The sequence below is a fragment of the Streptomyces akebiae genome (assembly GCF_019599145.1).
Classification (GTDB): domain Bacteria; phylum Actinomycetota; class Actinomycetes; order Streptomycetales; family Streptomycetaceae; genus Streptomyces; species Streptomyces akebiae.
In genome coordinates this window covers 1-15,437 of sequence record NZ_CP080648.1, presented here as the reverse complement: position 1 = coordinate 15,437, position 15,437 = coordinate 1, and the positions used below count along the sequence as shown (strand labels likewise).

General features: G+C 69.3%; 12 protein-coding genes and 5 pseudogenes. 8 read left to right on the top strand and 9 right to left on the bottom strand.

What is annotated here, in order from left to right; all coding sequences use genetic code 11:
• Positions 1 to 362: 362 nt before the first annotated feature.
• A pseudogene (locus tag K1J60_RS44545) lies at positions 363 to 809 on the top strand (IS6 family transposase); the annotation flags it as partial.
• A gap of 78 nt (positions 810 to 887) precedes the next feature.
• Here the strand turns inward: K1J60_RS44545 and K1J60_RS44540 are convergent.
• Positions 888 to 1,205 (bottom strand): annotated as a pseudogene (locus K1J60_RS44540) (IS6 family transposase); the annotation flags it as partial.
• Between the two features lie 152 nt (positions 1,206 to 1,357).
• Positions 1,358 to 1,861, bottom strand: coding sequence for a hypothetical protein (locus K1J60_RS44535; RefSeq protein WP_220652012.1), 504 nt, complete (start codon positions 1,859 to 1,861; stop codon positions 1,358 to 1,360).
• A 108-nt stretch (positions 1,862 to 1,969) separates the two neighbouring features.
• On the opposite strand from K1J60_RS44535, the gene K1J60_RS44530 reads away from it, so the two are divergent.
• The 4 genes and pseudogenes from K1J60_RS44530 to K1J60_RS46630 all read left to right on the top strand — a co-directional run bounded on the left by K1J60_RS44530 (position 1,970) and on the right by K1J60_RS46630 (position 7,743).
• Positions 1,970 to 2,620: a hypothetical protein gene (locus K1J60_RS44530; protein ID WP_220652011.1), complete on the top strand. Its 651-nt coding sequence runs from the start codon at positions 1,970 to 1,972 to the stop codon at positions 2,618 to 2,620.
• A 396-nt stretch (positions 2,621 to 3,016) separates the two neighbouring features.
• Positions 3,017 to 4,192, top strand: a complete 1,176-nt coding sequence (locus tag K1J60_RS44525; RefSeq protein ID WP_220644298.1) for an ATP-binding protein — start codon at positions 3,017 to 3,019, stop codon at positions 4,190 to 4,192.
• Positions 4,193 to 4,290: 98 nt separating this feature from the next.
• Positions 4,291 to 5,881 (top strand): annotated as a pseudogene (locus K1J60_RS47365) (transposase).
• Complete coding sequence (locus tag K1J60_RS46630) at positions 5,878 to 7,743, top strand: ATP-binding protein (RefSeq protein WP_259408391.1); 1,866 nt, start codon at positions 5,878 to 5,880, stop codon at positions 7,741 to 7,743. The pseudogene K1J60_RS47365 and the gene K1J60_RS46630 overlap by 4 nt, the downstream one beginning before the upstream one ends.
• A 19-nt stretch (positions 7,744 to 7,762) precedes the next feature.
• Here K1J60_RS46630 and tpg read toward each other — a convergent pair whose 3' ends face one another.
• Positions 7,763 to 8,317: a telomere-protecting terminal protein Tpg gene (gene tpg / locus K1J60_RS47360; protein WP_220644296.1), complete on the bottom strand. Its 555-nt coding sequence runs from the start codon at positions 8,315 to 8,317 to the stop codon at positions 7,763 to 7,765.
• A 273-nt stretch (positions 8,318 to 8,590) separates the two neighbouring features.
• Here tpg and K1J60_RS44500 point away from each other — a divergent pair, with 273 nt between their 5' ends.
• From K1J60_RS44500 to K1J60_RS46620, 3 genes and pseudogenes are all read left to right on the top strand, one after another.
• Entirely contained in the window at positions 8,591 to 8,947 is a 357-nt protein-coding gene (locus K1J60_RS44500; RefSeq protein WP_220644295.1) for a hypothetical protein, read from the top strand.
• 35 nt (positions 8,948 to 8,982) lie between these two features.
• Positions 8,983 to 9,966 (top strand): annotated as a pseudogene (locus K1J60_RS44495) (telomere-associated protein Tap); the annotation flags it as partial.
• Between the two features lie 128 nt (positions 9,967 to 10,094).
• Complete coding sequence (locus tag K1J60_RS46620; RefSeq protein WP_259407470.1) at positions 10,095 to 10,223, top strand: hypothetical protein; 129 nt, start codon at positions 10,095 to 10,097, stop codon at positions 10,221 to 10,223.
• Positions 10,224 to 10,288: 65 nt separating this feature from the next.
• Here K1J60_RS46620 and K1J60_RS44490 read toward each other — a convergent pair whose 3' ends face one another.
• The 6 genes and pseudogenes from K1J60_RS44490 to K1J60_RS44465 all read right to left on the bottom strand — a co-directional run.
• Positions 10,289 to 10,774: a hypothetical protein gene (locus K1J60_RS44490; protein ID WP_220644294.1), complete on the bottom strand. Its 486-nt coding sequence runs from the start codon at positions 10,772 to 10,774 to the stop codon at positions 10,289 to 10,291.
• A 155-nt stretch (positions 10,775 to 10,929) separates the two neighbouring features.
• Positions 10,930 to 11,244 carry a hypothetical protein gene (locus tag K1J60_RS44485; RefSeq protein WP_220644293.1) on the bottom strand — a complete coding sequence of 105 codons (315 nt, stop codon included), beginning with the start codon at positions 11,242 to 11,244 and terminating at the stop codon, positions 10,930 to 10,932.
• 78 nt (positions 11,245 to 11,322) lie between these two features.
• Positions 11,323 to 11,853, bottom strand: coding sequence for an RNA polymerase sigma factor (locus K1J60_RS44480; protein WP_220644292.1), 531 nt, complete (start codon positions 11,851 to 11,853; stop codon positions 11,323 to 11,325).
• 315 nt (positions 11,854 to 12,168) lie between these two features.
• Positions 12,169 to 12,375: a hypothetical protein gene (locus K1J60_RS44475; RefSeq protein WP_220644291.1), complete on the bottom strand. Its 207-nt coding sequence runs from the start codon at positions 12,373 to 12,375 to the stop codon at positions 12,169 to 12,171.
• The gene (locus tag K1J60_RS44470) at positions 12,372 to 13,217 is read right to left on the bottom strand and encodes an RNA polymerase sigma factor (protein WP_220644290.1); all 846 of its coding nucleotides are present in this window, start codon (positions 13,215 to 13,217) and stop codon (positions 12,372 to 12,374) included. Before K1J60_RS44470 ends, K1J60_RS44475 begins: the two co-directional genes overlap by 4 nt.
• A gap of 290 nt (positions 13,218 to 13,507) precedes the next feature.
• Positions 13,508 to 15,437, bottom strand: a pseudogene (locus K1J60_RS44465) (Helicase associated domain protein); the annotation flags it as partial.

Here is a 15,437-nt window from a genome sequence, read left to right as displayed (position 1 = left end):
CATTGGGCTGCGGGGGCCGTAGTGGTGGAGGGGTGCGGCGCACGGGTCCGATCTCCCAGAGTGGGTACCTCGACTGTGCGGCGATGGTGAGGCGTTCGCTTGGGGGCAGGCGCAGTTGGATGGGTCGGCTGGGCTGGCGCAGGTGTTCTTCGTCGACTCTGGTGACGATGAGTTCGTCCAGCGGCACTGCCCAGGTTATTGCTCGCTTGGGCGGAGGCGCTCACTGTCGAGGACCCGCAGTTCGATGCTGGCGGTCTCGCACAACGCACGGGCAAAGTCCTGAGTGGCTTGGGGAACGGTGTCGACTGCGGCCAGAAGGTGAACGTCTGCGCCGAGGCGTGCACTGAGCCGGACGTTAGAAGTACCTGTGGCGGGCCGTCGACCAGGACGGCAACGTCCTGGACATCCTCGTGCAGAACCGGCGGGACAAGGCCGCGGCCAGGCGCTTCTTCCGCAGGCTGATGAAGAAGACCGGTGCGATGCCGCGGGTGATCGTCACCGACAAGCTCCGCTCCTACGGCGCCGCCCACCGCGAGGTCATGCCCTCCGTCGAGCACCGGCAGTCGAAGTACTTCAACAACCGAGCCGAGAACAGCCACCAGCCAACGAGGCAACGCGAACGAGCGATGGAGGGCTTCCGCTCCGTGGGCGGGGCCCAGCGGTTCCTGTCCGCGTTCAGCGGTATCTCGCCCCCCTTCCGGCCCCGGCGACACCTGATGACCGCTGCCGCCCACCGAGCCGAGATGAGCATCCGCTTCGCAATCTGGGAGCAGATCACCGGCGTCGCCGGCCTCGCCAACGCTGCCTGAGCACAGCCCGGAACCGAGCTGCACCACGCCGCGACGCCATCAGACACCTACCCACCCAACAACGTGACAGCGCCGTCCCAGCACGTTCCCGTCCTGGTCGACGGCCCGCCACAGGTAGCGGCTCTGCCCGTTGATCTTGAGGAAGACTTCGTCCAGGTGCCACTTGTCACCGGGCCGGGGCTGTCGGCGGCGCAGCGCGCCTGCGTAGGCCTGGTCGAACTTCACACACCAGCGGCGGACCGTCTCATAGGAGACGACGATCCCGCGCTCGAGCATCAGCTCCTCGACCTCGCGGAAGCTGAGGGGGAAGCGGTGGTACAGCCACACGCAGTGGGAGATGACCTCGACCGGGTAAAGGTGCCCCTTGTACGACGGCGACACGGCCTCTACGAACAGCCCCCTCCAACACGATCAACCAGAAGATCATCCCATCCAGCCAAGCAACGTGACAGCGCCCTGCTTCGGCTTTCACAGTTCGAACCCAGGGCGACATCCGCCCTGGAAGCGGGATGCCAGCGCTCACAGCAGCCCTGGCATCCCGCTTCTGTTCATCGCAGGAGTGCGGCCCAGCCCACCCAGCTCACCAGTGTGAGAAGGCCGGCTATGACATCCCCGTACCAGAACGCCAGGCCACGGAGGAGGCCCCTGCTCGCTGTTCCGTTGCGCAGAACGCGACGCACGAGGGCGTGGCAGATCTGCCGGGATACGAACAGCGCGCTGGGCACGGCCGGCAGCAGGGCTGCCGATACCCGGATCCATGGTGGCGAGGTGACCGGTATGAGCAGCACGAGCGCGACTCCGAATACGGCGGTCAGCAGAAACCAGCCGAACGAGAGCATCCCCATCAAGTACAGAGCAGGGGACCAGTTCTCGTTCTCCTGTTTCCTGCGGACGCTCCCAGGACGGTCGGTCAGTACGGCGTCGATGGAACGAACACCCGTAGCCGTCTCGGCCTCGGCCTCACTCCGGTCGCCACGAGCCACGGCGAGGGATATGAGGAACAGCAGCCACCGGTCCAGAGATCCTGCGAAACCTCGTCGCCCGCTCGTCACCACAGCCACCTCCTCCAGCCACTCTGCCGATAGGTGCGATATTCACCGCAGGCACCGTAAGCAAGGGAGCCACCCTCGTACCACCTGTCGACGCGGTCGGCTCGCCGGGTGTACGGCGCCCTCGACGCCCAGCACGTCTTCGAGGACCTCGACAGGCGCCGGCCCGCCTTCCTGGCCGTCCACGACACCGTCGACGACGGCACCGCCTACCGGGCGGAGTTGTCGGCCCTCGTCGACCAGCCGGCCCTGTCCGACGACCCGGTCCTCCAGCTGCCGGACTCCTGGTGGGAGGACCTCGCCGGGACTCTGGAGAAGGTGGCGGCCGCCGACACCGACCGCGTCGCCGTACGACAGCAGTACATGGACCGGGCGATCCCCGAATTCGTGGGCATCCCGGCCCCGGCCGTGATCCGCTGGACCGCCGCCCACTCCGACCTGCACTGGGCCAACGTCACCGCGCCGCTGAGGATTCTCGACTGGGAGGGCTGGGGGGCGAGCTCCGGAAGGGTTCGACGCCGCCACGCTCTACGCCTACACGCTGCTCCAGGAGAACGTCGCCGCCCGCGTCCGCGCCGCCTTCCCCGTCCTGGGCAGCCCGGCCTGCCTCGCCGCCGAAGCGACCGTGTGCGCCCAACTGCTACAGACCGTGAGCCGCGGCGACACCTCACCCTCGTTGAGCAGGGTGGGCCCGACTCTGCCGTCGGGCCCACCTTCGACTACGTCCACTCCACGCCCAGTTTCCGCAGCGCGTCGAGCTGATCGGCCGTGAGTTTGTCGCGCCGGGTCTTGGTGTTGGAGACCCATACGCCCAGCTTGATGACTACAGGCTCCGGCTCGCCGTCGACTGCGATCTCTTCAGCGTGGCCTCGCGTGCGATCTCTCGGGTTGGTGTCGGTGTTGGTGAGAGTCGGTCGCGCTGGTCCAGGGGTGGGTGTTACGGGGCTGGTCAGCGGCTGTTTACGGGTGGGCAGGCCGCTGTCATGAGGTGAGAGATTAATGGGTGGGATCGCTGTCATGGGGCTTTATCGCATGGCAGCTGATGTTGTCTCAGGTTCGATAGTTCTTATGTGCTGAGGTTGGCCCGGTCGGTGTGATCGTGGGGTGGACCAAGAGGTAGGGGCCGGTCGTGGGCCCGTGCTGCCCAGGGGGTTGGTGGTGCGTCGTCTGCTGGAGCGGCAGCAGGCGGGGGAACTGGCCACGCGGCATGTGCGTGCGGTCGCGGAGACGGTGGGTGTCTCGGAGCGTACGGTGTGGCGCTGGCTGGAGCAGGCCAAGACGACCGGGCAGGTGGAGGCGCCGGTCCGGCAGGGGTATGCGGTGTCGGACGAGGTGTGGACGCTGCTGGGCGAGGTGGCAGGGAATGTCGCTGAGCTGAGACGCCGGCTGGCCGCGGCTGGCGGGGCGTCGGTTCCGTCGGCGTCGACACTGCACCGGGTAATCCGCAGGGACCGCCGGGCGGGCCGGGCGTTGATGGTCGAGCGGGAGCACGTGGTGGCCGGGCCACGCAGGCCCGATCCGCTCAGCGAGCTCGGCCTGAACGTCGTGGCCGGCCAAGGCACAGGCGGGCAGGTGATCCTGCGGGAGCAGAAGCATCTGGCGCAGGTTCCGGTCCTGGTGCCGGGCGCGCAGGTGGTGCACACGTCCGCTGTGCGGTCGGTGCTGCGGACGGTCGCGCACGCGGCCGCGGTGGGGGCGGTGGTGTGTCTGTACGGCGACGCCGGCCAGGGCAAGACCGTCGCGCTGCAGTACGCCCTGTCCCAGCTGCCGCACCCGGCCCGGGTCCGCCGGGTCCATGTCGGTGTGCATCCGACGGTGCCGGAACTGCGCCGGGTGCTCGCGGACGCCCTCGAGCTGGGCAGGCGGCTGCCGCGCGGGGCGGTGGAGGCCGACCTGACGCTGGTGAACGCGCTACGGCAGCCCCGCGTGCTGGTGCTGGACGAGGCACAGCGTCTTCCGGGGCCGGCGCTGGAGTTTCTGCGCGGTCTGTGGGACCACCCGGACACGGACACGGCACTCGTGCTGGCGGGCGCGGGCAGCGAACGGGCGCTGCGCCGGGTGCCCGCGCTGGCCTCTCGGGTGCTGACCTGGGAGTTGGTGCCTCGTCTTCGCCCGGGCGAGGTGGCCGCAGTGATGGCGGCCTTCCACCCGCTGTGGGAGGACGTGAGCGAGGACGATGTCGCGTGGGTGGACGAGCATGTGGGCCACGGCAATTTCCGGACCTGGGCGAAGCTCACCTCGCACCTGACCGCCGAGATCTACGGCAAGAGCCGTGCGGTAGTGGACCGCCGGATGCTGGAGCGGGCCTGCGCACGGCTCATGGGGCCGCTGTGACCGGCGCCTCCGGGATGGGAGAGGCTGGCAGCCACGAGGACGGGCACGCGCGGGGAGGTCTGCCTTCTTCCTCCCTGTCGGCGCTGCGCGGCCCTGCCGTGCGCCGGCTGCTCGCCCTGCGGCAGGACCAGAAACTGACGTCCCGCCATGTACGGCTGATGGCGGAGTCGTTGGAGGTGACCGAGCGCACGGTGTGGCGGTGGCTTGCCGCTGCCGAGCGTGACGAGTCCGCGGCTGCGGAGCCCGGGGCGCGGGCCCAGAGCAAGGGCGCTTCTCCGTCACTCCGGAGGTGCGCCGCCTGCTGGCCTTGTGGAAGGGCAACGTCGCGGCGGTCCATCGTGAGCTGACCGCTCGCGCGGCCAAGGGCGAGGGGGAGCCTCCTCCGTCGATCCCGACGCTGCACCGGGCGATCCAGCGGGATCTGACGCCGGGGGAGCGGGCGGGGCTTGCGGGAGGGGAACGTGCGGCACGCAAGCACGATGTGTTCCTGGCCCGGGCGCGCGGCTGGCGCAACCAGGTGTGGGAGACCGACCACGTCCAAGCGGCGGTGCTGGTCGACGTCGAGGGCAAGGCCCGCAGGCCGTGGATCACCTGGTTCACCGACTGCGCGACGAACGCGATCACCGGTGTCGCGGTCACGCCGGGGGATCCGTCGCGGGAGTCGGTACTGGCCGCGCTGCGCTCCGCGGTCCTGCGCGAGGACCCCTACGGCCCGATCGGCGGCCTGCCCGAGAAGGTACGGGTGGACCGCGGTAAGGACTTCCTGTCCCGGACGGTGACCGCCGCGTTCGATCTCCTCGACGTGACGGTGGAGGACCTGCCCGCCTACACCCCCACCTCAAGGGCACCGTGGAGGGCCTGAACCGGGCGGTGGAGAGTATGTTCCTGGCCGCGCTGCCCGGCTATGCCCGCCAGCCGCGCCCCGGCAAACGGGCTTCCCGCCCGAAGGACGAAGTGCTGCTCGGCTTCGAGGACTTCACCGCCCGGCTGCTGGCCTGGACGCTCTGGTGGAACACCGAGCACCGCCCGGCGCCGTTGCGGGGAAAGACTCCGCTTGAGGCGTGGCAGGGGGATCCCACTCCGCTGCGGGACGTGCCCGCGACGGATCTGTGGACGTTCACCCTGGAGGACGCCGGCACCCGCACGCTGACCACCCGCGGCATCCGCTTCAGGAAACGCGACTACGTGGGGCCGTGGATGACCGGCCAGACCGGGATCCAGGTCCGCATCCGCTTCATGCCCCACCACGACCACCGCATCGAGGTGTACCACGCGGCCACTGGCCGCTATCTGGGTCCCGCGGACCTGGCCGACCAGGCCACCGAGGAACAGGTCAGCGCCGTACGGCGAGCACGGGCCGCCCGTGCGCGCCGTCTGAAGAAGGACCTGGAGGCTTCCCAGCGCGAGCGCTACGCCGCCGCCATCCAGCCCGAGGCACCTCAGCGGCTCGGCGCGCTGACCACCGCGCAGGCCGAGGCCGAACTCGCCCAGACTGCCGGGACCGACCTCGCGCAGCTCGCAATGCCGGACCTCATCCCGCCCGCCGCGCCCCCGGCCGACTGGCGTACCCCGCCTTCCCTCGCCACCCGGACCACGCCCTGCCTGCCTGCTCCCGTCCCGTCCGAACCTGCCTCCGACGGCCCACTCGAACCCAATGCACAGACTGCTGAAGACGGAGACGCCTCGTGACCGCGGCCACCTACCAGTACGTCGACCTGCCCGATGCGTCCGTGGTCACCACCCGTGCCCTGCTCACCGCCCGGGAGAACATCTCCGACACCGTCGCCGCCCGCGCCATGATGTGCATCCACGGCGGCGCCGGCTTCGGCAAGACCCTCGCCGTCAACATCTGCCTGCGGGGACTCGAGCCTCACGAGGACGTCCGCAAGATCACTTTCCGGGCCCGTCCCACCGCCCGTGCGGTGCGCTACGAGCTGTTCACCGCGCTCGACCTGGCCGGTGAACCGCCGCGTCATCCCAGTGAGTTCGACCGCCTGCTGAAGACGGCCCTGGCTGAACGTCCCCGCACCTTCCTCGTGGACGAGGCCCAGTGGCTCAACGGGGAGGCATTCGAGTACTTCCGCTATCTGTGGGACGAACCCTCAACCCAGCTCGCGATCATCTTCGTCGGCGGGGAGGGCTGCCACACCGTGCTGCGCCGTGAACCGATGCTGTCCTCCCGCATCTTCATCTGGCAGCACTTCACCCGCCTCACCCCCAGCGAGGTCCTGGAGGCCATCCCGCTGTTTCATCCGGTCTGGGTCGACGCCGACCCCGATGACATCACGTTCGCCGACCAGCACGCCGCGCACGGCAATTTCCGCGCCTGGGCCCAGTTGACTGCCCACACCCGCACTGCCCTGGCCCGCACCGGCCGCCCCGGGTGGATCAGGAGCTGCTGCGCTGGGCCTTCAGCCGCCTCGCCTGACCACCACGTCACCATGCCGCCAGCCGTGCCACCGTCCGTCGCCGTGGTCCTCGACCCGGGCGACGACGCGGTCCACACGCACACCGCCCTGGCCGCCCACCATCCGCCGTCCGGCCGGATCACCCTGCACCCCGGCCCGGGCACCACCAGCGAAACCGGCCTCGCCCACGACCTTCTGGCCGCTCTGGGCAAACCGCCCCTGCTCCCGGGCCGTTTCCCCGCCGGCCGTCAGCCCGCCTGGGAAGCCGCCACCGCCTGGATCAACGCCCTGCCCGTGAACCGGCTGACCGTCCTGCGCGCCCACCGCCTCACCGCCCGCCGCACGATGCGCCTCCTGGAGCTGCGCGCCCTGACCGGCATTCACCTGACCCTGGTCTGCCACCGCCCTCACCTGCCCGCCGCCCTGCACCAGGCCCTGCAGACGGCCGACTTCGCCATCACCGCCGACTTCCAGGCCGCCCGCCGCCACTACTACGGCACAACCGCTCCCGTACCCCGGCCTGCGGAGGAGCCCGCCCGGCCGGCCAACCGGTGGCTCACCCTGCCCGCACTGGACCGCCTGGTCTCCTACGACAGCCCTGCCCCCTGTACCGCCCCGTGCGTACCGCCGCCGATCACCTTCCGGCACCGCCCGCCACCGACACCCCTCACCGAGCAGGCAGTACAGGAAGTCGCCCGACGCCTCTCCACCGTGACCGCCCACCCCCGCCTGGCCGCCGCCCTCGCCGCCGCCCTCTTTACCGGCGCATCCATCCAGCAGCTCGCCACCGCCCGCCCCGGCGACTACGACGCCGCCGCGGCCACCCTGGCCCTGCACGACCGGACCCGCTACACCGACGGCTGCGCCTCGCACCGGGTGCCGCCGTGGGCACGCGTCTCCCTGAAGGCCGCCGTGTCCTTCGCTCAGCTCGCGCCCGGCCAGGACCAGCATCTGCTGGCCGGCCCCCACGACCGCGTCCACCTGCTGCGCATGGCGGAGGCGGCCAGGCTCCGCCCGCCGCAGCCGCCTGTCGGTCAGCGCACCGGCCCTGTCGGCCGCATCCAGTGGGACTGGCGCGAACGAAAGGAAGCACAGTGCTACGACACGATGCTGACACGGCACCAGATGCCGCCCTCGCTCTGAGCTCGAACCCGCGTGCACGTCAGTCGATGGAGAAAACGGCGAACTCCACGTCGGTGAAGGCGATTCCGAGCCCATGGGCACGCAGGCCTCCGTCCCGGAAGTAGGCATGCCCCAAAGCACGGGCGAGGATCACCATCTGCTGCTGCTCACCCCCGCCGGCGTCCCGGGCGGCGAACAGCTCGCGGGCCACTTCTCCCGACAGGTACTGGGTGATCAGCCGTACCCGCGGATCGTCCGACGAGCCTGCCGGAGCGGCGAAACCGAACCGCGCCCTGGTGTGGAAGACAAACCCGTCGGCCTCGGCCCGGGCCCGTCGGCGGGCGCGCACCAGGGGCTGCCACCGTGCCCTGACGGCCTCATCGATCAACCCCGCATGCACAGCACTTGGACGGCGACGCATTCCCGGCCGGGTCGTGACCCACCTTTGTACCGTGCGCTGGGAGATCCCCAGGAGGACAGCCATGTTCTTCGTGGAGCCCTTCTGCGCCCTGAGCAGGAAACGCACAGCGGCGTCACCAGTAGGCACCGGACGGCTCAGCAGCGCTCGCTCAAGCCCTTTGACGATCTCTCCCATGTCCTCCCCCCGAGCCGTTCTGCCGCCGCACAGCGGCCGTCTGCTCCCTCAGGTCTTTCACACTGGCCCGTTGCCTTTGGCCAGTTCCGGCGTACGCGAGACATCCCTGCGGGTCCTCGGCTACTGACTCTGCTGTCCTATCTCGAGCCTGAGCTCGTCTCACTGAACCTGATCGCCGCTCCGTAGGGTTCGCGCGGCACCCAGCTGGTCGAGCAGCGTCCGTCTTTAAGAAAAGCTAGCTAACTTCTACTAGGTTTCTATAGTCTTCTCCTCGTGAACTCCTACAGCGAGGACCTCGCCAGCGTCGAGCGTGAACTCCGTGAAGCCGAACTCGAGCGTGACCGACTCGGAGCTCATATCGAGGGGCTCAAGGCCAAGCGGGACGCCTTCAAGAAGCTGAGTGCAGCGGTGTCCGAGCCGGGGTCGGCGGTCCAAGACCTCACCAAGGCGGATGCCATCGTCAAGATCCTCAGGGCGTCGCCTCAGCCCATGTCTCTCGGTGATATTGCGGATGCTTTGACCGCCGGGGGCAAGCAAGCCAACCGCAACGGCGTCTCCGTCTACATAGACGGTCTGCTTAAGGCCGGCCGCGTCGTCCGTGTTGCCCGGAACCAGTACCGCGACGCCTGACAACTTCACTGAGGTGCGCCCATAGTTCGGTGAGCGACACCCGGCACTGGGCCGACGCCGCCCAGCTGCCGCCGGCAGACCTCGCGCGGATGCTGGGCACCTATGCGGCCCGGGTGATGACGCCGCGCGGCTCCACCGCCGTCACGGGCCTGGAGCTGATGACCGCGCTGCATCGGCCGACCCGCGCCTCCGAGCCGGACGCGACGGGTAGGCGGCATTCCGAGCACAACCCCGGTTCGCTGGGCAAGGACCCGGTGGACTGCGCGCCGTGCGAGGCCCCCGACGGGCACCCACAGCTGAAGGATCTGCCGCGCTTCCACCGCCGCACCCGGCCGAGGTCCTGGTGGAGGAGGCGTACGACTGGGCACGGCCGCTCACCGACGCCGAATGCACCCTTCGGCACCTGGTGGGCGTCGACGTGAACATGGCCTTCGCCGCCGGCGCCAACGGCCTCACTGGTCGGCCTCGGTGCGCCGTCGTACATCAAAGCGCCGGTGTTCGACGCGAAGTTGCCCGGTGCGTGGCTGGTCGACCTTTCCCACGTCGACCTGTTGAGGGTGAAGGTCGCCAAGGACAAGTGGGCGGACCTGGACGCTGACCTGCTGCCTAGCCCGTTCACGCCGAAGGGTGAGCGCCCGACGGTGGTGGCCTGGTACGCCACGCCGGCCGTGGCGTACGCGGTGGAGCTCGGCTACGACGTCACGCCGATCGAGGCGTGGGTGCGCTACGACAACGGCCGTTACCTGGACGGCTGGTACAACCGGCTGCGCGACGCCTACCTCGCCACGATGGCCGACATCGGCGTGCACGCGGACATGCCGCCGGCCGACTTCCTCGCGGCGATGGACGGCTACCGGCAGCGTGACCCGCAGCTGGCGATCGTGGTGTCGGCGATCAAGGCGACCGTGAAGGACGGTATCGGCAAGCTGCGCGAGCGCCCTCGCGGGGAGGGCTGGAAGCCCGGGCAGCCGTGGCGGGCCCTTGCCCGGCCCACCTGGCGCCCGGACATCCGCGTCTCAGGTGCGGGAGCGGCAGCTGGACTTCGGGGACGTTGAGGTACTTGGCCATCCTCGTGGCGGTGCCCCGGGCTGCCACCGGAGCCCGGGGCACTGACCGTTACCTGCCTCGGATTGAGGTGATGAGGTTGATGAGGGCGGCCATCAAGGACGTGGTGCCGCTGATGATCGCGGCGATCTCGCTGGTGTTCATGGGGGCCTTTCGGGTGCCGGGGCCCGGCCCGGCCCGGAGCCGGGCGGGCGGTCGGCTCGGCCCATAACCAGCAGTCGCTGCCCGGCTCCATGATGCACGTCCCTTCATGAAGCCGCCTATCGCCCAGGAGGGTTATCGGCGCAGGGCCCAGGTCATGACGCGGGCGAGGCCCCAGGCGGCGCCGGCGGCGGGGAACAGCGGGAGGGCCGCGGCGAGGTTGCCGAGCAGGATCAACACGACGGCGATGCCGAAAACGATCGTGCCGATCACGGTGAAGACGTAGAAGGCGATGCGCGGCGCGACCCGGGCGGCCTTCTCCCGCAGCTGGCGGCGGCGGTGGGCGCGGCGCAGGTGGGCGACTTGGCGTACGCGTCCCCGTGCGGCCCGCACGTCGTTCTTCTTGACGTCGAGGTCGGCCTCCATCGCGGAGAGCAGCGCGGAGAACGCCTCCGTCACGTCGTGGGCGTCGAGGCCGGTGTCCACCGTGGCGAGGAGCGCGGCAATGGCGTCGGTGACCTCGTCGTCCTCCTTGGTGTCGACGGCCGTCTTCAGCGCGGCGAGCCGCATGTCGAAGCCGGTCTCGATGACCTCGATCCGGTGGGCGGGGGAGGCGCTCATGATGGTGCTCCTGTGCTCGGTTTCGTCCTACGCCCGATACGACGAAGGGCCGGGACCCGACTGTGAAGTCGCAGGTCCCGGCCCGTACGGCGATCGTCTAACGGAAGCGTCCTACCATGCGCGCTCCTCTCGACGTGGCATCAGGTCGCATGCTGCTAAGCCCTCTTGGGCTCCGACGTAACGGGTGTACGGGCGGGCTGTGACCTGCGCGGGGTAAGCCCCGCCGACTGCGGAGCCTTGAGGGTCGGGTCGTCCCACACTGCTACGGGAGTGCGGGCGGCCCGAATGCGCCTGACGATGCTGGCGATGAACGACGTCACGGCAGTGACGACGATCGAGACGATGAACAAGATGCGGTTGAGCACGGGGTTGGTCTCCTTCTCGATGGGCTTGTAATCCGTGGTCACGTTCTTGGTCGTGCTTCTGTCCTTCTTGGTCGTGGGGTTCAGGGCGATCGGCGATAGCCCCACTCGGGCCAGCCGATGAACGCGGAGGGGATCGGACCGATCCGCGCCATCCGTTGGCCCGCGAAGGGATACCCCCAGGCCCTAGTCCTGCAGGTGCTCACGCAGGCGCTGACGCACCTTTTCGTCCTTGAGGGCGGCCTGCGCCAGGGACAGGTCCTTGCGTACCGAGGTGACCTTGATGCCCAGCATCTCGGCGATCTCGGCGTTCTCGAACTTGCCGACGTGACGCAGCACGTAGGCCTCGTGCTGCCGCTCGGGCAGCACCTCACTCAGGACGGCCCGGACGCGGAGGTACCCCTCCGTCGCCTCGACGACATCCGGGTCCGTCCACTTCTCCGGCACGGCGCCGTGCTTCTCCAGCGCACGCGCCTCCGCATGAATACGGCGCAGTTCGTCCACGGCCCGCCTGGAGAGAATGGTGGCGATGAACCCGCTGGGGTTCGTGATGACCTTCGGGTACGTGGGGAGGGTTTTGACGATCTGCTCGATGCCGATCTGCAGGACGTCCTCGCCGTGGTGGTACGACACGATGCGCCTGGTGAGCGCGAGCCAGTGCGACCTGTGCGTGACGAGGAGCTCCATGACCGCCTCCTTCGCCTCCTCTGCGGTCATGGCGCGTTTCTTGGCACGGTTCTGGAACAGCTCGGGGATCACTCGCGCCCGCTTACGCGGTCGCCCTGACCCTGCGACTGACTCGGTCACGTTGTTCTTCTCCATCGATCTTCTGGTGACGCCGCCACACCGACCGAGCGCCACCGGGCCGCTACTGCCCCTACCAACCACGACGTCGTGGCTGCGGCACGAAGTGTGAACTGGCAGGTCACAGCGGGAGCTTCCGGGCACGCTGCGCACCAGCTCATGCGCCTGGACGGCCGGATACGCGTCGGCGGGCCGGGACGAAGGCCACTGGCCCGCCGCCCCCGTGTCTCACGTCAGGGCCGGGACCAGGACGGCCAGCAGCGCGATGAAGAGCGTCATGACACTGAAGAACACGAAGCTGCCGCGGCCGATGGCCGTGGAGACCGGTGCTCCTCCCTCGCGGGCGACGTTGTATCCGATCAGGCCTGCGATGGCGGAGACCGCGGCGAGGGTGACCAGTGCCAGAAGCAGGGTCAGGAGGTTCTGCGTGCTCACGCCGCACCCCGCTGGTTCTGCCGACGGGTGACGGCCTTGGTGTGCAGCTGTTCCGGGATCCAGATCCGCTTCTCCCGGGCCGCCTGGTACAGGACCGTCCGGAAGCGCGACCTGCGCTGGCGGGCGGCGGCGGGGGAGAGCTTCAACCGCTCGGCGATCTCAGCGTCGGGAAAGCCCATGACCGTCAGACGTACGACCGCCTGCGTGTGCGGCGCCTGCTCATCGAGGATGTCCTCGAAGTCCGTACTGAACACCTCCGAGTCGATCTCGTAGCTGGCGGCCTCGAGCAGTCCGCCGATGCCGGCTTCGTTCGCGGCGTCCTCGGTGAAGTCGTACACGGCATGCAGATGGGCCCAGTGGACCCGCTGCCTGGCCCATCTCACGTACGCGCGCCGGAACACCCACACGCACTGGCCGATGAAGTACGACATCAGGCTGCAGGCGCCGCGGGGTCCGTGGTGGTCGGCCTTCCAGCCCTGTCCACGCTGCAGGTCGCGATGGAACTTACGTGTCGCTTCGGTGAGGACGTCGACCATGATGATGTCCCGCTCGAGAGGGCTGCTGCGCAGCAGGCTCATGTCGTCCTCGTGGACGAAGAACTTCCAGCCCCGCTTCTTGCACTGCCTCACGGCAAGCCGGGCAAGCGTGCCCTCGCGGAGCATGCCGAGCAGGCGCGGCTCGGCCTCCCGGATCAGCTCGATCTCGAACACCTCGTAGGCCAGCCCTTCGAAGCCGCAGCTGGCCAGCTCCTCGATCCGCGCGGCGTCCTGCCCGATCCGGGCCGTGTGCTCCCCGCCCAGCACCGCGTCGATGGTCTCGAAGATCTCTACATCTACGCTCACGGCATAAACCCCCTCGTCCTGGCCTGCTTCAGACCTCCACCGGTTGCTTTAAATGCGCGCGATGAAGCTGCGAAGCAGATCGCTTGTTGTACGGGGTTGTGTGCAGGCGAAGTTGGTGAACGTGACACACCAGCTGAAAATCTTTTTTCGCGAGGCTCAAATACGAGCTTGCGGGCCCGTTATTGCTGCACGGACCCGCAACCGAAACCCACTATCCGGCCATGGGCCGGGCGCCCCTGTGTCCCCATCCTGAGGGGCCAGAGCCGCGCCTCACCTGCAGGCGGGCTCGCTCACGCCCACTGGATGCCCAGCTTGCGCAGCGCGTCCAGCTGCTCCTCCGTGAGCTTCTCCCGCCTGGCCCGGGTGTTGGAGACCCATACGCCCAGCTTCACGGTCACCGGCTCCGCCTCGCCGGCGACCGCGATCTCTTCGCTGTGGCCGCGGGGCACCGGCTTCTGGCCCTCCCGTTTGATCCACTGCGCGAGGGCTGCCATGCCTCGCTGGAACGCCTGTTGCGCCTTGCTCGGGCCCTTCGCCGCCGTACGGCCGGCCGCTGCTGCGGGGGCGGCAGTCGGTGCCACGAGCGGTGCGATGCCCAGTGTGGTGAGCCGTTCCTGTTGGTTGGTGGGTAGCTGGGCCCAGGTGCCCGGCTGCTTCTGCTGCTGGAGCCACTTGCCGATGTCGTCGCCGTCCATCAGCACGCCGGGTGCGATGTCGGGGAGTTGGCCGTCGGCGTCGACGAGGTCGGCGAGGACGCGGTAGTGGCGTTGCCAGTCCAGTGGCCACGGGCAGTCCCAGTCCGGGTCGATCTCGGTCAGCTGCGCCGCGCGCCGGGCGGCCCGCTCCGGGTCCTTGCCCAGGCCGTTCTTCGCGCCCTTGCGCCGGAGGTTGGCCATGTGCTGCCCGACGGGCACCATCGCCTCGCCTTCGCCCCACAACTGATCCTGGCGCGGGGCGAGGTGTCCGGTGGCCCGCCGGTAGGACCGGAGCGCGGCGAGCTTGTTCTCCCACGCCTCCTCGCCCGGCTCCCAGACCATCCCGGCCTCTGGCGCGTTCAGGAGGACCTTGCGCCGCTCCTCCAGCTCACCGGCCCGCAAGGCCTTGCGCTGCTGGTGCACCCACCGCCCAAGCGGAAACGCCTTCGTCGCGCCGACTTCGACCTCGACGTCGTAGGGCACGGCGTAGAGGCCGGTGATCTGATTCTCCGCCCGCCAGCGGATCAGGGCCTGGTAGCCCTCGAGCCATACCAGGGATTCGGGCCGGTAGACCCGGGTGCGCAGGAACGCCGCGATGGTCGCGGCGTCGCGCGGGCTGGAGAAGTGCAGCAGGGCCGATTCTGCCGCGGCGTCGGTTTCGTTCTGCTCTTGGTCCTCGCCGTCGCTCGCGCCGCCGGCCCCGATGATCCGCCCGTCCTCGTCGCGCTGGAGGTGGACCTGGCGCTTGCCGCTGGTGAGGGCGCGGGAGGCGAGCTGCTCGACCAGGCGTTCATCGTGGCTGCGCAGGCCCTGGAGCACGGCCACGAGCGGCTTGAAGCTGGCGGAGGCGACCATGTTGGTGGGGTCTTCGCCGGGCTCGAGGAACACCGGCACGATGATCCTGGCGACCTTGGTGCTGCCGTCTTTGTTGAGCCGGAGGGCGCGGCCGATGTTCTGCACGATCTCGACCTGGGAGCCGCGGGTGTCGGCGAAGCAGACGGCTTCGACGCCCCGTTCGCCGGTGATGTCGACGCCTTCTCCGAGCACGCGAACGCTGGCGAGGAAGGCGCGGTGGACTCGGCGCCCGGCTGCGTCGATGCCGCCTGCGAACTGCCTGATGACCTCGCGCCGCTCGGTCACGAGGTGGTCCCCGCACAGCCACGCCGACCACACCCGGTCCGGCGGCACGTGGCGGCCGGCCTCGAGTTCGTAGAACTCCGCGTTGATGGAGGACTTCGGCAGCTTGTCGGCGGCGGCCAGGTCGTCGTCGGTGGCGTCGTTCATGTACAGCTCGGCAGCCGTCGCCGGGAGCTTCTCCGCGAACGCGGCGGCCTCTTCCACCTTCTGGTGGAACGTCATGACGGTCTTGAGGTTCCACTTCGCCGCGTGTTCCAGGAGCGCGGTCTGCAGGAGCGCCAGACGCCGGCCGCGCCGGGCTTCCTCGGACTCCCCGACGACGGGGGAGGGTCGCGGATCTCCAGGACGTCGATCTCGAACCCGGCGAGGATCTCCCGCTCGATCGCCT